The organism is Marinobacter sp. (assembly GCF_014859525.1).
Lineage (GTDB): Bacteria > Pseudomonadota > Gammaproteobacteria > Pseudomonadales > Oleiphilaceae > Marinobacter.
Genome location: NZ_JACUUB010000002.1, coordinates 75,101 through 93,339, shown reverse-complemented (window position 1 = coordinate 93,339; position 18,239 = coordinate 75,101). Strand labels below are relative to the sequence as shown.

The 18,239-nt window shown below is 56.6% G+C and carries 13 protein-coding genes; 6 read left to right on the top strand and 7 right to left on the bottom strand.

The annotated features are described in order from the left end of the window. Positions 1–198 precede the first annotated feature (198 nt). From aupA to IBX51_RS01190, 4 genes are all read left to right on the top strand, one after another. Entirely contained in the window at positions 199–1,536 is a 1,338-nt protein-coding gene (gene aupA, locus IBX51_RS01205) for an alkane uptake protein AupA (protein WP_291827813.1), read from the top strand. A gap of 13 nt (positions 1,537–1,549) precedes the next feature. Continuing rightward, positions 1,550–4,807 carry an Ig-like domain-containing protein gene (locus IBX51_RS01200; RefSeq protein ID WP_291827812.1) on the top strand — a complete coding sequence of 1,086 codons (3,258 nt, stop codon included), beginning with the start codon at positions 1,550–1,552 and terminating at the stop codon, positions 4,805–4,807. A 162-nt stretch (positions 4,808–4,969) separates the two neighbouring features. Continuing rightward, positions 4,970–7,264, top strand: a complete 2,295-nt coding sequence (locus tag IBX51_RS01195; RefSeq protein WP_291827811.1) for a molybdopterin oxidoreductase family protein — start codon at positions 4,970–4,972, stop codon at positions 7,262–7,264. A gap of 25 nt (positions 7,265–7,289) precedes the next feature. Beyond that, positions 7,290–7,748 (top strand): DUF2489 domain-containing protein, encoded by a 459-nt coding sequence (locus tag IBX51_RS01190; RefSeq protein ID WP_291827810.1) that lies wholly within the window; start codon positions 7,290–7,292, stop codon positions 7,746–7,748. Between the two features lie 279 nt (positions 7,749–8,027). Here the strand turns inward: IBX51_RS01190 and IBX51_RS01185 are convergent, their stop codons facing one another. The 3 genes from IBX51_RS01185 to IBX51_RS01175 form a co-directional block, all read right to left on the bottom strand. Continuing rightward, positions 8,028–9,395 carry an aminoacyl-tRNA deacylase and HDOD domain-containing protein gene (locus IBX51_RS01185; protein ID WP_291827809.1) on the bottom strand — a complete coding sequence of 456 codons (1,368 nt, stop codon included), beginning with the start codon at positions 9,393–9,395 and terminating at the stop codon, positions 8,028–8,030. Positions 9,396–9,513: 118 nt separating this feature from the next. Next, positions 9,514–11,589: an ATP-dependent DNA helicase RecG gene (gene recG, locus IBX51_RS01180; RefSeq protein ID WP_291827808.1), complete on the bottom strand. Its 2,076-nt coding sequence runs from the start codon at positions 11,587–11,589 to the stop codon at positions 9,514–9,516. A 17-nt stretch (positions 11,590–11,606) separates the two neighbouring features. Next, positions 11,607–12,557, bottom strand: a complete 951-nt coding sequence (locus IBX51_RS01175) for a hydrogen peroxide-inducible genes activator (RefSeq protein WP_291827807.1) — start codon at positions 12,555–12,557, stop codon at positions 11,607–11,609. A 76-nt stretch (positions 12,558–12,633) separates the two neighbouring features. On the opposite strand from IBX51_RS01175, the gene IBX51_RS01170 reads away from it, so the two are divergent. Next, positions 12,634–13,503 (top strand): NAD-dependent epimerase/dehydratase family protein, encoded by an 870-nt coding sequence (locus IBX51_RS01170; protein ID WP_291827806.1) that lies wholly within the window; start codon positions 12,634–12,636, stop codon positions 13,501–13,503. Here the strand turns inward: IBX51_RS01170 and IBX51_RS01165 are convergent. The 4 genes from IBX51_RS01165 to gmk all read right to left on the bottom strand — a co-directional run bounded on the left by IBX51_RS01165 (position 13,496) and on the right by gmk (position 17,207). Next, entirely contained in the window at positions 13,496–13,882 is a 387-nt protein-coding gene (locus IBX51_RS01165; RefSeq protein ID WP_291827801.1) for a RidA family protein, read from the bottom strand. The genes IBX51_RS01170 and IBX51_RS01165 overlap by 8 nt on opposite strands. Before the next feature lie 77 nt (positions 13,883–13,959). Further along, positions 13,960–16,101 carry a RelA/SpoT family protein gene (locus tag IBX51_RS01160; protein ID WP_291827800.1) on the bottom strand — a complete coding sequence of 714 codons (2,142 nt, stop codon included), beginning with the start codon at positions 16,099–16,101 and terminating at the stop codon, positions 13,960–13,962. 173 nt (positions 16,102–16,274) lie between these two features. Then, on the bottom strand, positions 16,275–16,487 hold the full coding sequence (gene rpoZ / locus IBX51_RS01155) for a DNA-directed RNA polymerase subunit omega (RefSeq protein ID WP_291827799.1): 213 nt from the start codon (positions 16,485–16,487) through the stop codon (positions 16,275–16,277). Between the two features lie 87 nt (positions 16,488–16,574). Beyond that, complete coding sequence (gene gmk, locus IBX51_RS01150; protein WP_291827798.1) at positions 16,575–17,207, bottom strand: guanylate kinase; 633 nt, start codon at positions 17,205–17,207, stop codon at positions 16,575–16,577. A gap of 147 nt (positions 17,208–17,354) precedes the next feature. On the opposite strand from gmk, the gene IBX51_RS01145 reads away from it, so the two are divergent. Then, entirely contained in the window at positions 17,355–18,233 is an 879-nt protein-coding gene (locus IBX51_RS01145) for a universal stress protein (protein WP_291827797.1), read from the top strand. The last annotated feature ends 6 nt before the right edge of the window (positions 18,234–18,239 follow it).

The following is an 18,239-nucleotide window of genomic DNA, read 5'->3' as shown; positions in this document are numbered from 1 at the left end:
TTACTCACAAACCCCCAACAAACCCGGCCTGAACTGCCCTACCCAAGCCCGCCGTTATCAACAAAGATGAAGCTGAGAAATTCTCGTGATCATTCCGACGGGCCATGAGTGTCACTCCGGCCAACGTCCTAAAAAGACAAGCTGTCTAAACTCCAGCATAGATGTATAAATACTACAAAAACAATAGAGGTTTTATTTATGCCAGGTTCTCATCGTTTTTCCTTGCGGGCACTAACTCTTGCAGTCGCCGCAACCACAGCCGGCTTATCCGTTAATGCTCATGCCAGCATGGGCAACCTGGGCACCAGCTACGGCGTTATGCCCGTAGACGTGGCAACCGCACAATCCCTCTCCATGTTCAACGACCAGGTATCGGCAACCTATTACAACCCGGCATCGCTTACCAGTGATGAGCGGGGTGAGCTGACAGCAGGCATTTTGCATGCCGAACAGGAACTGCGATCCGCCAACCCCAGCGCCAATGGCGATGTACTCTCCAACTCACCCAGCCAGCATGTGCTGATCGGCATGAAGACCAACCTGGGCTCACTCACCCGCTTCAAACACCCCATCTACCTGGGGTTTGTGGCCGGTGTGGAGAAGTACGGTAAGGAAATGCTGGCATTCGGCTCCGAAACCAGCGAAAACGGTCAGTACCTGCAGTACGGCAGAGAGCCACTGTTTCTGAACATTGGCGGTGCCACACCAATCTGGCGCGGCATTTCCGTGGGTGCCTCTGTACGAATCACCCTGGAAGCCACCGCCAATCTCGATGCAGTCACTACCCTGAACGGTGAAACCAGCCGTGAGCGGCTGGAGGTAAACGCCGAACCGTCCATGAAATCGATTCTCGGCACCAAGATCGATCTGGGCAGCACATTCTGTCCTGACCGCAATTGCTTCCTGAACGGCTGGGAAACCGCCATCACCTACCGCACCAAATCCTCAGCCTCCACTGCGGTAGATTCCAACTTTATAGTCACCCAAACCATCCCGGACCCCGGCCTGAACCTGGCGGTGACCACTATTGACTCCTTCCAGCCGGAAACCTTTGCCATTGGGACGCAATATGTCGGTGACGGCTGGCGCGTCGGTGGCAGCATCGAGCAGCAGAACTGGTCAGAACTCGAAGATATCTTTGCTGGGGATACCATCAGAAATCAGTCGTCCGTTGCCGCGGGCGACCGAATCCGATTTGATGATGTGCTCATCCCCCGTCTGGGCGCCGAGTATCAGCTCAATCGAAACTTTGCGGTACGTGGTGGTGTAGCTTATGAAGAGTCGCCCTTGAAGACCACACGCAACCCGGAACTGAACTATCTGGATACCGACAAGATTGTGGCCGGGCTGGGTATCAGTGCCACCTATGACCGAACCCGGCTGCTCGCGTATCCGGTGCGCCTGGACCTGGGTTATCAGTATCAGCAGCTCCAAAAGCGCGATTTCACGCTGGTTGATTTCGACGGCAACGAAACCGACGTTACGGCAGACGGTGACGTTCACGTATTCAGCGGCTCCATCACGCTGAAGTTCTGAGGAGAAGCAGGCCATGAAATACAATAAAACGCTGGCTCTTGTTCCCGCAATTCTGCTCGCCGCCTGCGGTGGTAGTGATGAACAAACCATGAATGAGCACACCGCGCCGGGTTCGGTGGTGTATTCCTTTCCGATGGACGGGCAAGCCGATGTGAGCCCGAAAACCGAACTGGTGCTGCGGTTCTCCCACGCCATTACCGACGATGAGGCCACACTGCGCGAGAAAATCCGCATCATGTCTGGCGATACTTCTCATGACGTTAGCGTCGAAAAAATCGACGGCGGCAAAAGCCTGAAGCTCCAACCGGTGAACAGGCTCGATACCCTGACACGCTACTCCGTCACCTTCGAGCAGCCGCTTTCGACCCAGGGTGGCCGCACCATCGCCACCCCGAACGCCGTCGGCGAGCCGGGCATTCAGTTCGACACGCGGGGCGATTTTACCGCCATCGCCAGCCTGACCAACACAGACGAAACATTCCGGGTGGCCTGGCAGGTGCCGGATGAGGGCAGCGCCTTCCGGGCGATGAATTTCTCCACCTTCCGCCTCGCGATGACCCATCCGGTCCATCCGGACTGGAAAAAACTCGGCGGCACCATTGAACTGCTGGATTCAGACAATCAGGCTGTGCCCGCCACCTTACTGGTCAAAGGCAATCGCATTACGGTTGATCCGTGCCTGACAGCGAATATTGAAGACTGCGGCAGCAAGGCCGATGTGCTGCAGTCAGGCCAGACCTATACACTTAGGCTGAATAACCTGACCAGCCTGACCAACGGCCCGGACGGTGACCGCTTCAGCCAGGAATTCAGTTTCCAGCCCCGCGCTACCGGCCCGACCGTGGTTCTGCAACAGACTGCGGTAGATTCCGGCCTGGCCCAGGGAGCATCGGAAGATGCCGCGCAACGCTCTATCCTGAACGGCCAGATTATCAACGGTGTTACCCTGAACTCTGTACTTCAGGGCGTAGCAGGCCCCTCCCAGCAAACAGGCGATCTGTTTGTTGAGCTGGCTTATGCCCCTGCTTTCAAGTCGGATGAGGCGCTGCCATTGCGGGTACCCAAAGGCAGTGTGCTGAACAGCACCAGCCTGGATGTTCGCATAGGCGGCGAGGTTCCCATCCTGGACGCCGCTACGGGCCAGCTGCAGACGACAGGTAACATCAAGGTCACCATGCTGTCGGATGCGTCTGGCTACCTCAGCCCGAATCCCTATACCGACGACCTGAACGCACCGCGCCATATCACCCTGTTTATGGATGTCTCCATGAACACCGAAGAGGCCCAGCCCAATGCATCGCTGTCTCAGGATCTGATGGGGGTGGAGCTGCGCGGGATTGCGCTGGTCCAGGATGGCATTCTGACGATTGATGCCATCGGCATAGTCGAGCCTAACCTTTTGGGTCAGGAATTTACCGACTCCACCATTGCCTTCCACTTACAGGCGGCCACCGATGTGGACTCTGTACTGGACGCCGATTCAATACGCGAACTGGACACCACATCGCCGCAGCTGGTCAGCTGGATGCCCGGCCCGGAGAGTGCCATTCCCCGCACTCGCCAGGCCATGCAGCGCCCGGGTGATCCCGTGATTCTGAATTTTGATGAACCACTGGACCCAGCGACGGCCTCGAATGGCGTTACCCTGTTTGAAGCTGGAACCGTTGTTGAGAATCTTCATGTGAAAGTGGACGGCACAACGCTCACCATCAATCCTGAGGGCGGCCTGAAACATGGCCTGGCGTACCGGGTCTCTCCGAACGGGCTCTCGGACCTGGCAGGCAACCAAGCCCTCTTCCAGGACCTCGATTTCGTCATGGCCTCAACCGGCGACAACGATGACAGCGTAACGAAACGCTCGCCGATTGCCTTGACGACTTATCCCGGCTTCCCCTGCGTGACCACGGCTGCTGATTTCGGGACTCTGAGCCATGGCCAATGTCTTGATGCAGCGCCCAGCGGCCCTGCTGGCGACATGTTGCCAATTACAGACATGCCGGCAGACCGCCCGATCATTGTCGTGTTCTCCCAGTCCATGCGTGTTGACACGATCAACAGAGAGACATTGGTTGTTGAAAAGGTCAGCGACCCGGCAACCGCTGTCGGCGCCGGCGAGATCGTCAGCGGCCGCATTGAAAAGAACAACCAGCGCATCCGGTTCTTCCCGGATCAGCCATGGGAACCAGGCAGCTTTTACCGCTACACGCTGCGTTCGTCTACCGCCGTGGGCAATTGTGCTCAAGCTATTTGCTCCGACCAGGGGCCGGGTTATCCCCTGAAAACGGATCTCCTGGTCAACCCGGAGGCTGTTGGCGGCCCGGACATGACCATCTACTTTCGGGGCGCCGAGTCCATTGCGTCGGTGTTTACACCACTCCGGAACTTGCCTGTCAGGGATACCAATTCAAACTTTGAAGTTGATTGTCCCACTCTTGGCGGAGAAAGTTGCCTGGAACCATTCGAGCACGAAAGTGATGGAATGGGCGGTTTCCTGCCTTCGGCCAATGCCGCGAAGCTTCTTGTTAAAGGGAAACAGGCAACCGTCCTGGGCGCACCGGCAGGGGCCGCCGTGGGATGTGCGGCCGATACCGAAGGTGGCTGCCCCCGCGACAAGTTCATTTATCAGACCTACGGTTTGAACACCGAAGTCGTTGGTCCCGCCATCGACCCGGAAACCAACAAAGCGGGCATCAAGATTTTACTGTACCCGACTATGCTCGTTGCAACGTCCGCAACCGTAGTGCTGGACGGCCTTGGCGATCAGGTTACCGGCCCGCAGGTACTGAGAATGCGCTACAGCGAGGGTGCAGAAGGCCGCAGGGACCAACTCATTGAAGGCATTATTATAGAAGATGCCAACGGTGGCCCTATCTTCAAAACCACGGCAGAGCTGACCCTCGATGCGCCAAACCTCTCCGTACCGCTCCAGGGGGTGCTCCAGCATAACCTGTACAATCTGCCGATTACATTGAGCCTGGATGGCCCCATCACCTTCTTCGACGATGGCCGGATGCAGATCGAACAGCGCAACAAAAACGCGCCCGACATCAACGTGCTGGTCAGTACCGAAAGTGCGATTGTTAATTCCGGCATCGGGCTGATCAGCTGTCTGGGGGGACTCCTGTTCGGTGATACCTCGGATTGTGAGAACCTTCTTGACGGGTCGTCAGCGGACTCAGGGGCAGTCTTGATTCCGCTGACGATTCCGGAAGGCGGCATCTACCTGAACTTCATCTCAAACCCCATAAAGGAACTGCCGATCGAGCATTAAGTCTTCTATCAACCTCTCGATAGACGTTCAGGCCAGTCTCCGGACTGGCCTTTTTTATGAACAAAGGTCATACCCCTCTATTATCCTTGCTTTCAACTGACAGCCATTTCCTGATAATCTGGTTGCAACTTGAAACTTAAAACAAAAATCCGGGAGAATCCGATGCAAAACGGCACACACTACCGTACCTGTCATCTTTGTGAGGCCATGTGTGGCGTCGCCATTGAGGTGAAGGATGGCAAGATTGCATCCATAAAAGGCGACGAGCAAGACCCGCTCAGCCAAGGCCACATCTGTCCGAAAGCAGTGGCGCTGCAGGATTTGCACGAGGACCCGGAACGGCTCAGGAAGCCGGTACGCAAAACCGCTGACGGTTGGCAAGAAATATCCTGGGATGAGGCTTTTGACCTGGTCGCCAGCCGTCTGCATCAGGTTCGCCGTCAGCACGGCAAAAACAGCGTTGGTGTGTATCTGGGCAACCCCAATGTGCATAATCACGGTGCCATGATGACCACCATGCCGTTCCTGCGGGCCATCGGCACCCAAAACCGGTTCTCGGCAACGTCCAATGACCAGCTACCCCACATGCTGGCAAGCCTGGAGATGTTCGGGCACCAAATTCTGTTCCCTATTCCCGACATCGACAATACTGATCTGTTTATCTGTATTGGTGGCAACCCAATGGCCTCTAACGGCAGCCTGATGACGGTTCCGGATGTGCGCGGGCGACTGAAAGCGCTCAAGCAACGGGGCGGCAAGCTGGTGGTCATCGACCCTCGGCGCACCGAGACCGCAAAGCTGGCCGACGCGTTCCACTTTGTGCGCCCGGGCACCGATGCCTTGGTGCTGATGGCCATGGTATACACGTTGTTTGATGAAAAGCTGGTCAACACCGGTGCGGCCGAGCGTTTACTCAAAGATCTTGACCTGCTGCACCTCGCCTGCCTGAGCTTTGCACCAGAGTCTGTAGCGGACCACACCGGCCTGTCTGCAGAGACCATCCGCCAGCTGGCCCGCGACCTTGCCAACACTCGCAAGGCCGCGTTGTACACTCGCATGGGCACCAGCACTCAGGCCTTTGGTGGCACCACCACCTGGCTGGCCTACTGTCTGAATATTCTTACCGGCAAACTGGATATTCCGGGTGGTGTACTGTTCACTCAGCCCGCTGTGGATCTGATCGCTTTGGGCGCTATGTCTGGCCAGAACGGTCATTTTGGCAAACGCCACAGCCGGGTAAAGAAGCTACCGGAGTTTGCCGGCGAATACCCGGCCAGTACCATGGCGGACGAGATACTGACACCGGGCGAAGGCCAGGTCCGTGCCTTTGTGACAGTAGCTGGCAATCCTGTGCTATCAAGCCCTAATGGCCAGCGCCTGGATCAAGCGCTGGGCGAGCTGGACTTCATGGTATCGATCGATTACTACCTGAATGAAACCACCCGCCACGCCGATGTTATTTTGCCACCGACAGCGGCACTTGAGCGTAGCCATTACGATCTGATTTTCAGCATGTTTGCGGTTCGTAATGTGGCCAAGTACAGCGAGGCGCTGTTTGACCCGGGTGCCGACACCCGTCACGACTGGCAGATTCTTCTGGAACTCGCCCACCGCCTGGAAAAAGAGCGCGCGGGTGGCAGCCTGCCCTTGCGCGCAGAGCTGGGGTGGCGGGCCTTTAAACAAATCGGGCCCGACCCGATACTTGATATGCTGTTAAGAACCGGGCCCTACGGCGCCAACCTGGGCAAGGCGGGCAAGCTGGCGCAACCCGCTCTGGATCTGGTTATGGATATTCTGCCCAAGCGTCATCCGCTGAAAGGGCTGGCAAACCTGAGCCCTTTGAACCGGCGCTGGCAGGATCTGCCCAAGGGCCTGTCATTGTCGTTACTGAAAGGCTATCCGAGCGGGGTCGATCTGGGCCCGCTGCAACCAAGTTTGCCGGAACGCCTGTTCACCCGGGATGGCAAGATCCAGATTGCGCCTCGCCGCTACCTGGCCGATGTGGAACGCCTGAAAGCGTTGCTGGAGCAACCGGCAACTGACGGTTTGCTGATGATTGGCCGGCGCCATGTCCGGAGCAACAACTCCTGGATGCACAACAGCCAGCGACTGGTAAAAGGAAAGAACCGCTGCACATTAATGATTCACCCGCAGGATGCGGATGCTCGCGGTCTTGAAGAGGGCCAGCAGGCACACATCGGGTCTGCTGATCGATCTGTGATATTACCCGTAGAAATAACGAGTGACATAATGCCCGGTGTGGTTTCCATTCCCCACGGCTGGGGGCATAACCGCCCGGGCACTGGCCAGTCCATTGCCACCGCCCATGCTGGTGCCAGCATCAATGATGTGCTGGACGACGCCCAGGTTGATCCGGTTTCTGGCACCTCGGTGTTGAATGGGCAGGTAGTGGACGTCAAAGTCTGGCAAACTGAGGTTCAACGCGAGAAGGCGTGACCCATTCTGAACCGGGAGATTCACTATGCCCAGAGGGCTTCAACTGGCCATCATAGCCATCGGCCTGGTCGTAATCGCGATTTTGTTGTTCTACATCTGGCGGCAAGCAAAGGCCCTTTCTGAGCACCGCTTACGCCAGAGAAAAACAGCAGAATTCCAGGCCAAACGACGGGACGAGATGATCGAAAGCATCCGCATTATTGCCATGGCGGTTGAAGAAGATCAGGTGGAGCACTCTGAGGCCTGCCTGCGATTGAAGGGACTGCTGGACTATGTAGCCCCAGACCTACTGAATAAATCGCCTTACCGGGTGTTCCAGGAGGTTCATGAAAAAATCCAGCACATGCCCACCCATCGTGCCCGGCAAAGCACCGATACCAAATTTGTTCAGAAGATGGACAAAGAGCGTCTTGCGGTAGAAGAACTGCATTCCGATGAGGTACGGCGGGCGGCAACGGCTATTCGGCATTACCGGTTTGACTGAAACCACCCCCTTTATGTAATTTTTTGTAACAGAGAATCGTCGCCACGAAAAATATCACACGTCAAAACAACAGGTTTCGTCGCCTCGAAAAACTGACGCCGCGCTCATTTCTGTTGCGGCACCGTTTTCTGCTTTTCTTTTTCCCAAGTTTGTCTAACTTTAGATCAAGACCCTGCACCATGCCTCCGGGCGATGGTTGGTGTTGTTTTCTCCTGAGCGTTTTGGACAACTCTGCAACAAGCGGGTGATCTTGCCGGCCTAACGTGCCGGCTTTTTTCGTTAGTTTTGGCCCATCATGCCGGCCATCGCCATGATGCTGTCTTTGCTGTTGACCAACTCATCAAACTGCGCCTCGACTGCCTCCCGGTCCAAGCCCAATTGATCGTAGACGGACTGGGCCACCGTCTCACCCGCACCTAATGCCACGCCGCGTTCTGTCAACAGCTGCCGCCCCAACCATAAAAGACGTGAATAGACGTTGTGGAGCCCATCGTAGGCCGGGTTTTTTTGGTAACGGATGGCCAGGGTTACCTCGTCTGGCATGCCCCAGTTTTCCATCAGTTGCGCCGCGATCTGTTCACGGGTGATGCCCAGCAGAAAGTGCTCTATCACACTGGAATCAATATTAGGATTCACCTCCAACGACCGGCACACCAGTTTGAAGTGAGGCGGAAAAACCTGGGCGAGGACTAGATGGCCAAAGTTGTGAAGCAGTCCTGCCAAATAGGCCAGGCCAAACAATGGCCGCTGGCCTCTGGGCATCATACTGGCCAGGATGCCCGCTGACTGGGCCTGCCAGATCGCCTGCTGCCAATAATCCACGTAACCGTCGGGATGATCCTTGGGGTGCTTCAGGGCCCGGCCAAGCGCCAGCCCCATCGCCAGGTTCATAACCAGATCAAAGCCCAGCACTCTGGAGACTGCATCGTGCACAGAGCGCACTTGCCCCGCTGCCGCATAGAAAGACGAAGACGCCCAACTGACCACCTGTGCCGCCAGGCTGGGGTCACTCTCCACCACATCGACCAGGTCACCCATCACCGCATTGGGGTTCACCCGCAAGTGGATAATGCGCTGGGCGGTTTCAGGCAGCGGCGGCAGCTCCAGAGTGTCTTCCAGCCGCTGCTGGATGCGCAAACCGGTAAACTTCTTGATGGCCGAATGCAATTGATCGCGATCCGCGCCATGGTTGTCCAGATTCACACAGACGGTGCCGGTCTCTACCGCGCAATCAAAACGATCGGCATTGACCGTCAACTGCGCAAAATCCTCGGCCGGCATCACAATGGCCAGGTTCTGGTCCGTCAATTCCAGAGCTACAGAGGCCAGCTGGTCAACGCGGCGATCCACCACCGTGGGCCAACCGGTTAATGAGGGTAATGCCGGCAGCTCCTGCAACCCTGACCGCTGGCGCACTCGTACCTGTTCGCGGCGCTGCATCATTCTCAGATCCCGGCCCAGGCGCTTGTTTAGCAGCTCAAGATCGAGCATATCGTCACGACGGCAAATAACCTGCAGATTACCGTCGCTGTCGGTCAGCAACACCATTCGTAACACATGGTGGGCTTGGACCTGGCTCACGCTCCGCAATGACACACCGGCGGCATTGTCGCCAAGAGCTTGTTGAACCACGACAGGCAGTTCCATAACTATCTCCGAATGAATGTTCAATTTCTATTTGGCTGCATTTCGCAGGTATTATCAAGGTAACAACCAACAATAACTGACTCAGCGCAAGACTCGCTGTCGCTATGGCACCACGGGCTCATACCTCACCGTAACGACTGTTTTCTCCAAGCCATCGACGAATCAGAGCGTCAACCGCTTTCGGCTGCGCCATCAAACCCGGTGCCATCTCCTTGACCGGTTCTATCCAGCCCTTGTCCCGCTCAAACTCTGCCAGCCGGAATTGCATCAAGCCGGTTTGACGGGTACCCAGCACCTCACCGGGACCGCGAATCTCAAGATCCTTTTCCGCAATGAAAAAGCCGTCCTGGCTGTCTCTCAGCGCCTGCAACCTGGCTTTACCGTTATTAGACAAGGGCGGGTGGTACATCAACACACAGAAACTCGCCTGCTCGCCCCGGCCTACCCTGCCCCGCAACTGATGCAGCTGTGCCAGGCCGAGGCGTTCCGGGTTTTCAATAATGATCAGTGAGGCGTTGGGCACATCCACACCCACCTCAATTACCGTCGTCGCCACCAGAAGATCAAGCTCACCGGTCTTAAAACTCGCCATCACATCGGCCTTTTCCTGGGCCTTCAATCGCCCGTGCACCAGTCCGATTTTCAGGTCTGGCAGGCGTTCGGATAACTCCTGTGCGGTCACTTCTGCAGCCTGACACTGCAATGCCTCGGATTCTTCGATCAGGGTACAGACCCAGTAGGCCTGGCGGCCAGCCTGACAAGCACCGCGCACTCGCTCAACGATGTCGTCACGGCGACTGTCTGGCAGCACGATTGTTTCGATAGGCTTGCGCCCCGGAGGCAGCTCGTCAATGACCGAGGTATCCAGATCGGCGTAGGCGCTCATGGCGAGAGTTCTGGGGATCGGCGTTGCCGTCATGATCAACTGGTGAGGTGCCAGGCTGCCGCCAACGCCCTTTTCCCGCAGGGCAAGACGCTGGTGCACGCCAAAGCGGTGCTGTTCATCAACGATCACCAGAGCCAGTCGCTGAAACCGGACTTCGTGCTGGAACAGCGCATGAGTGCCGATGACCACTTGCGCACGACCCTCTGCCACCGCCGCCAGCGCTTCTTGCCGGGCTTTGCCTTTGACCTTGCCTGATAACCAGGCAAGCCTGACACCCAACGGCTCAAGCCAGTCTGAAAAGTTCCGGTAGTGTTGCTCCGCCAGGATCTCGGTAGGTGCCATCAGGGCCACCTGCGCGCCCGCCCCCAGGGCCTGTATAGCAGCCAGCGCGGCAACCACGGTTTTGCCGGAGCCGACATCACCCTGAACCAGACGCAACATGGGTATTGGCTGGCTGAGATCCTGGCGGATGTCCTTCACAACGTATTTTTGCGCACCGGTCAGTGCAAAAGGCAATTGTTCCAGAAAACGCTCCGCCAAGTCGCCCGCAGGCAATAGCGGTAATGCGTGCCGGGCCTGTATTTGCTGTCGAACACGCAACAAACTGAGCTGGTGCGCGAGTAACTCCTCCATAACAAGTCGCTGCTGGGCGGGATGACAACCTTCCATCAATAAATGGACTGGCGAGCCGGCAGGCGGCAAATGCACCAGCTTTACCGCCTCAGTGATTCCGGGCAGCTGGTAATCTGCCATCAACGCCTCTGGCAACCAGTCTTTAATCGGGAAACGCTCAAGATAACCCAGCGCCTGTTGGCACAGCCCCCTTACCCTTGGCTGCTGAATACCCTCAGTCAGTGGGTAGACCGGAGTCAGGGTGGCTTCACTGGCGGCGGGCATGGGCGGTGGGTTGGTCTGGTATTCCGGATGATAGAATTCATAACCCGCCCGACCGGGGCGGACCTCACCAAAGCACCGAACTCTGGTGCCTTCAACCAACTGGTTCTTTTGGGCGGCATTGAAATGGAAAAAGCGCATCACCAGAAAACCGGTGTCATCGCGCAACGTCACCTGCAGTGAGCGCCGGCGCCCCATGACCAGGTCGGTTTTCATCACTTCGCCTTCAACCACAGCAACGTCGCCGATGCGCAGGCTACCCATGGGCACTATCCGAGTGCGGTCTTCGTACCGGTGGGGAAGGTGGAACAGGAGATCCTGAACGGAGTGGATGCCCAGCTTGGCAAGCTTGTCCGCGAGGGCGCTTCCTACGCCCTTGAGCTGGGTAACCGGGATGTCATCCAGTGACGTCATAAGTACCCTCCGGCGCGCTAAGCGACCGCCGGCGGCTCAGTTTTGGCCCGCTCCATCACGCGGCACTGACTGGCGGCCAGTGATAGCACATCAATCGCTTTGGGGCGGGGAAACGTAACACGCCAGGCCAGCGCGACGGTTCGGAATGGCACTGGCGCAGCAAACGGGCGTACCACCAGAATGTCTTCCTGGTACTTCATGCCGGTGGCGGCTGACAACGGCAGTACCGTAATGCCAAGACCGGACGCCACCATATGGCGGATGGTTTCAAGTGAACTGCCTTCGGTGACGAGTTCGGGCGTGCCATGATCAACCCGCTTGGTGATCGCATCCACAAGTGGCGGGCAGGATTCCAGCACCTGATCCCGGAAACAGTGCCCCGGGCCCAGCAACAACAGCGGTTCTTTCGACAGTTCTTCAGGGGTAATCTGATCTTTTTTCGCCAGCGCGTGATCGGCCGGCAGCAGCACCACAAACGGCTCGTCATACAGCGGCAGCGTTACCACTTCGGGCTCTTCAAACGGTAACGCAATAATGATCGCGTCCAGGTCTGAATGCCTCAGTTTCTGGCGCAGACTGGCCGTGTAATTTTCTTCGATATAGAGCGGCATGCTGGGCGCGGCCCGGCGCAGTTCCGGCAACAGATGCGGGAACAGGTAAGGGCCAATGGTGTAGATGGCGCCGACCTTCAACGGTGAGTTAAGCTGGTTTTTACCATCCTGAGCCATGTCTTTGATAACGCCCACCTGATCAAGCACGCGTTGGGCCTGCTCGATAATTCGCTGACCTACCTCAGTGACGCGGATGCTGCTTTTGCTCCGTTCAAACAGCGGAATACCAAGCTCTTCTTCCAGTTTTTTTACCGCCACACTCAGAGTGGGCTGACTAACGTGACAACGCTCCGCCGCACGGCCAAAATGCCTTTCCCGGGCAAGCGTAACGACGTATCGTAACTCGGTGAGTGTCATGTTGAGCTCCGGTCAGTGGGTGCGGGTCGAAGTTTTACATACTTTATCAGCGAAAGCATAAGGATTGAAATTGTCTATGGCAATGACAGATCACAAGCAATCTGCGCGAATACTGGTGGCCGGCTGTGGCAAGTTAGGTGGCGACATAGCAACTCTACTTTCGACAGATGCCGAGGTGTACGGACTGCGCCGCAATCCGGACCAGGTTCCGGTAGGCGTAACCGGAATCGCTGCCGACCTGACCCAACCCGAGACGCTCACCGGCCGCCTGCCAAAGTCACTTGATGTAGTCATTTATTGCCTGACCCCTTCAAGCTATGACGAACAGGGCTACCACGATGCCTACGTGACCGGACTGCAGAATCTGCTCGATGCACTCGGAAACGAGCCCCTGACCAGGCTGATTTTTATCAGCAGCACCAGTGTGTATGCCCAGAATGATGACGGATGGGTAGACGAAACCAGCCCGACAGAGCCAGACCGATTCACCGGCCAGTACATCCTGAAAGGCGAGCAAACCGCACTGAACAGCATCCATCCGGCTACCGTGGTCCGCTTTAGTGGCATTTATGGTCCTGGCCGACAGCGTTTTCTGGAAGAAGTGCTCGAGGGCCGGATGAATCCGCAGGCACCAGCACCCTTCAGCAATCGCATTCACGAGAAAGATGCCGCCAGAGCGGTGGCCTGGCTGAGCGAACAAGCCCTGGCAGGCAAGGAAATAGACAACCTGTACATTGGCACGGACTGCGAGCCGGTCAGGCTGGACGAGGTCGTAGCGTGGGTTCGGCAGCAGGTACCGTGCAAGCAACCGGTGGAAAGCGCTCGCAAAGGTGGTCGAGCGGGGAGCAAGCGGTGTGACAATCGGAGATTGCTTGAGGGTGGCTTTCAGTTCCGGTACCCGGACTATCGTGCCGGGTACCGGGAGATGATCAACAGCCTTAACTGAGCACCATCACCGCTTCCATTTCTACAGGAACACCCTTCGGCAATGCTGACACGCCCACTGCAGCGCGGGCCGGGTAAGGCTCCTGGAAATAGGTCGCCATGACTTCGTTAACGGTGGCAAAGTTCGCCAGATCGGTCATGTAAATGTTCAGTTTGACGATGTCTTTGAGCTCGCCACCGGCGGCCTCGCACACGGCTTTGAGGTTTTCAAACACCTGACGGGTTTTGGCCGCAAAATCACCAGCTACCACCTCCATGGTCGCCGGGTCTAACGGAATCTGGCCAGACAGATACACGGTGTCCCCTGCTTTGACGGCCTGGGAGTATGTGCCGATCGCCTGCGGGGCATTTTCGGTCTGGATAACAGATTTGTTGGTCATGACGTGTACTTTCCTTTCGTCTAAAACGCCAATCGTCGCCCTTGGCTGCGGTGCCTGTCAACCATACCTGCACCTGCTCAGTGGCGAACCCGGCTGATATGAGTCACTGCCCGAACATTCCGCACCCGGCGCATCACTCTGGCCAGGTGCCGGCGGCCATGCACATGCACCACGAGGCTGACAATGCCGAATTTGGCATTCTGATCTTCAACGCTGATCCGCTCGATGTTGCCATCGGCAATCGCCACCGCATTAGCCACTTCGGCAATCACGCCGCGCTGCCGCTCAAATTCGACACGCAACTCGACCGAAAACTCATCGGTAATATCCTTGGCCCACTTCAGATGGGTCAGGCGCGCCCGGCTTTCATCGTCCTCCGGCAATTTTGAGCAGGTATCCGAGTGAATCACCATGCCTTTGCCGGAGTCCATCACGCCCAGCACCGGATCGCCCGGGATCGGCTTGCAACAGTTGGCAAACTTCACCAACAAGCCCTCGGTACCACGAATGGTTACCGCGCCCTGCTTGCTGCCCGGAACGGCTTCCAGGCTAGAGGGTGTATCCAGGGATTCGTTGCCCGACACTAACTGGCGTGCAACCAGGTAGGCCATTCGATTGCCAAGACCAATATCACTGATCAGGTCATCAAAACTGTTAACCTGATTGTGATTCACCACCGACTGTTTCTGGGCGTCACTGATATCGGAAAGCTTGGCACCGAAGCCTTTCAGAGACTTCTTGAGCAGAGCGCGCCCGAGTTCAATCGATTCAGCCCGTTTACGGGTTTTCAGAACGTGGCGGATGCTGCTCCTGGCCTTGCCAGTCACCACAAAGCTGAGCCAGGCCGGGTTGGGTTTGGCACCCGGAGCGGTGATAACTTCCACAGTCTGGCCGCTCTGCAGGGGTTGGCTCAAAGAGGCCAGGTTGCGGTTAATGCGGCAGGCGACCGAGGCGTTGCCAATGTCGGTGTGAATCGCGTAGGCAAAGTCCACCGGCGTAGCGCCACTGGGCAGCTCCATGATGCGACCTTTGGGGGTGAACACGTAGATCTCATCCGGAAACAGATCAACCTTCACATGCTCGATAAACTCCATAGAATCATCGGCCCGCTCCCGCATTTCCATCAGGCCTTCTACCCAGCGGTCAACTCTCGACTGGTTGATGTTGGAAAGACCTGGCTCTTCATGCTTGTACATCCAATGGGCCGCAATGCCATTGTTGGCGATATGCTCCATTTCTTCTGTACGGATCTGGATCTCGATGTTCACGTGCATGCCAAACAATGTCGTGTGTAGCGACTGATACCCGTTGGCCTTGGGCATGGCAATGTAATCTTTGAAGCGACCGGGGAGAGGCTTGTACAGGCTGTGAACGGCGCCCATGATGCGATAACAGTCGTCTTCGGTATCGGTGATGATACGAAAGGCGTAAACATCCATGATTTCATGGAAGGATTTCTGCTTGAACTTCATCTTATTATAGATCGAGTTCAGGTGCTTCTCGCGCCCCAGAATTCGCCCCGGCAGGCCGCGCTCTTCAAGTTTTTCCTGCAATTTGCCACGGATGTCATCAATGATTTCCCGGTGACTGCCCCGCAGTTTATCTACTGCCTTGGAAATGTATTTGGAACGCATCGGGTAAAGCGAGCTGAAACCCAGGTCCTCCAGCTCTGTGGATATGGAGCGCATGCCCAATCGGTTGGCGATAGGGGCATAAATGTCGAGGGTTTCCGTGGCGATGCGCTGGCGCTTTTCATAGGGCATGGGCCCCAACGTGCGCATATTGTGCAGACGGTCGGCCAGCTTGACCAAAATCACCCGAATGTCCTTGGCCATGGCCAGGGTCATTTTCTGGAAGTTCTCTGCCTGGGCCTCGGCCCGGGAGCGGAACTCAATCTGGGTTAGCTTGGAAACGCCATCGACCAGCTCCGCTACGTCTTCTCCAAACTGCTCTGACAACGCATCTTTGGGAATACCGGTATCTTCGATAACATCGTGGAGCATCGCCGCCATCAGGCTTTGATGGTCCAGCCTGAGATCGGCCAGAATATGGGCCACCGCAAGGGGATGGGTGATGTAACGGTCGCCGCTTTTGCGCATTTGCCCTTCGTGGGCTTGCTCAGCGTAATAGTAGGCCCTTCGCACCTGATTGATGCGACTGGTATCCAGATATGAGCTTAGCTCTTTGGCCAGCTCTTCAACCGTTGCCTCTGCCGACACCGCGCCTCCACCATTTTATTGATACGCCAGGGACAAAAAAGCCCGAATGCATGCATCCGGGCTTTCCTTTGTCCTTCCAGCAGACTCTTATAGATACACTATAAACTGCCGGGACACATTTCAATGGTTCTTCATCACTAACAGGTATTTATATGAACCCTGCCGGCAATTCTTTACTCGTCGTCATCTTCTTTCAAAAGATCGCGACTCACCAGACCTTCGGCAATTTCGCGCAGTGCGATCACCGTCGGCTTGTCATTTTCTTCCGGCACCATTGGCTCCGAACCCTTAGTGGCAATCTGGCGCGCTCGTTTGGTCGCCAGCATCACCAACTGGAAGCGGTTATCAACGTGTTCCAGACAATCTTCAACGGTAACTCGTGCCATTATCTTCCCCGACAAAAAGAATCACTGATTTAGCAGACCGAGTAGTTTACTGCGCCCGGTTCAATTTGTATACAGCGAAAGCCACGATCAAGCGCTACCGGCCAGCCCGGCCAATAAGCGATGATGCCGAGCCTGCTGCACCGGCATGGCTAGCCTGCGGGCGCGGGCGATGGCCAACAAATCTGCAAGGGCAACCGCAAAGTCGTCGTTCACCACCAGGTAATCGAACGCTACCGCATGGCGACACTCTTCCTCGGCTTCTGATAACCGGCGCTCTACCACATCCGGAGCATCGGTACCGCGGCCGACCAGTCGCTGGCGCAATACCTCGGCAGACGGCGGAACGATAAAAATACTGACACATTCAGGAATCAACCGGCGCACCTGTTCAGCACCCTGCCAGTCAATTTCCAGGATCACGTCCTGGCCTTTCGCCAGGGCTTCTCGCACCCACACCTGAGACGTGCCGTAATAATTCCCGAACACATCGGCATGCTCAAGAAAATCACCACGGGCGATCATGGCCTCGAACTCATTACGGCTGACAAAGTGATAGTTCACCCCATCCTGTTCGCCTTCACGCATGGGGCGGGTGGTGTGTGATATCGACACCCTCAACTGAGCGTCCTGTCGAAGCATTTCCGACACGAGGCTGGTTTTACCTGCACCCGAGGGTGCGGAAATTACAAACAGGGTTCCCTGCTCACCGGCCTGACTCATCGCTAACTGACTCCCGAAATACGGTTTATGGCCGCCTTAGGTGGCCAGAAAGCGGCAAATTATACGGGGTTTGACGTATCTGCGCATCCCGCACAATCCTGAGATGTTAATATGGCCAAACTAACCAGGAACAGACGGATGCGCAGCATGAACAAACTTCTGATCATCATGGACCCCAAACACAAGCAACAGACCGCACTGTCCCGCGGAATTGAACTGGCCCGGGCAACCGGTGCCAGCCTGGAGGTGGTCGCTTTTGTGCATGAGTACCTCGAGGTCTTGCCACCGGACCCAGCGGTCCATAAAACCGCCAAAGAGTCACTGATTGAGCTCCGCCAGCAGTGGCTGGAGCAAATGCTGGCTTTGGCAGAGTGCACCGATCTGAGCATCACCACCCAGACGGTTTGGGAAAAGCACATCCACCGGTGGATTACCGAGCGCTGCCAGAACAACGCCATCACGGCCGTAGTGAAAACCGGCAACCGGTCAGAAACGTTCCTGTACACACCCACCGACTGGCACCTGATTCGCGAATGCCCGGCCCCGGTGATGCTGGTCGCGGCCAACAAGTGGAACAAAGCCCACCCCATTCTGGCGGCGATTGATCTGAGCTCAGACAAGCCGGTTAAAAGCGCACTGAACAATCGGATTATTGATCAAGCCTGGCATCTGGCAAAAGCCATGGGCACCGACCTGCATCTGGTACACGCTCTACACACCTCAGTGGTACTGGCCGATCTGGACATTATTGACCCGGTCGCCCAGGCTCAGAAACGCGAAGAAACGCTAAAACCGAAAATCGAGCACCTCTGCCACACCTGGCAGATCCAGCCTGAGCATGTACACATCGTTTCCGGCCCGGCCCAGAAGGTCATCCCCAGTGTTGCCAACACCATCAAGGCCGATATGCTGGTGATTGGCACGACCGGTAAAACCGGACTCGCCGCCCGAGTGATCGGCAATACCGCGGAGAAAGTTCTAACGCACCTGCGAACCGATCTGCTGGCCATCAAGCCAGCAGAGTGACCGAAC

What these genes read in the sequence shown, in the direction of transcription:
- aupA (WP_291827813.1), top strand. Translation starts at nt 199, where the DNA reads ATGCCAGGTTCTCATCGTTTTTCCTTGCGGGCACTAACTCTTGCAGTC.
- IBX51_RS01200 (WP_291827812.1), top strand. Translation starts at nt 1,550, where the DNA reads ATGAAATACAATAAAACGCTGGCTCTTGTTCCCGCAATTCTGCTCGCC.
- IBX51_RS01195 (WP_291827811.1), top strand. Translation starts at nt 4,970, where the DNA reads ATGCAAAACGGCACACACTACCGTACCTGTCATCTTTGTGAGGCCATG.
- IBX51_RS01190 (WP_291827810.1), top strand. Translation starts at nt 7,290, where the DNA reads ATGCCCAGAGGGCTTCAACTGGCCATCATAGCCATCGGCCTGGTCGTA.
- IBX51_RS01185 (WP_291827809.1), bottom strand. Translation starts at nt 9,395, where the DNA reads ATGGAACTGCCTGTCGTGGTTCAACAAGCTCTTGGCGACAATGCCGCC.
- recG (WP_291827808.1), bottom strand. Translation starts at nt 11,589, where the DNA reads ATGACGTCACTGGATGACATCCCGGTTACCCAGCTCAAGGGCGTAGGA.
- IBX51_RS01175 (WP_291827807.1), bottom strand. Translation starts at nt 12,557, where the DNA reads ATGACACTCACCGAGTTACGATACGTCGTTACGCTTGCCCGGGAAAGG.
- IBX51_RS01170 (WP_291827806.1), top strand. Translation starts at nt 12,634, where the DNA reads ATGGCAATGACAGATCACAAGCAATCTGCGCGAATACTGGTGGCCGGC.
- IBX51_RS01165 (WP_291827801.1), bottom strand. Translation starts at nt 13,882, where the DNA reads ATGACCAACAAATCTGTTATCCAGACCGAAAATGCCCCGCAGGCGATC.
- rpoZ (WP_291827799.1), bottom strand. Translation starts at nt 16,487, where the DNA reads ATGGCACGAGTTACCGTTGAAGATTGTCTGGAACACGTTGATAACCGC.
- gmk (WP_291827798.1), bottom strand. Translation starts at nt 17,207, where the DNA reads ATGAGTCAGGCCGGTGAGCAGGGAACCCTGTTTGTAATTTCCGCACCC.
- IBX51_RS01145 (WP_291827797.1), top strand. Translation starts at nt 17,355, where the DNA reads ATGAACAAACTTCTGATCATCATGGACCCCAAACACAAGCAACAGACC.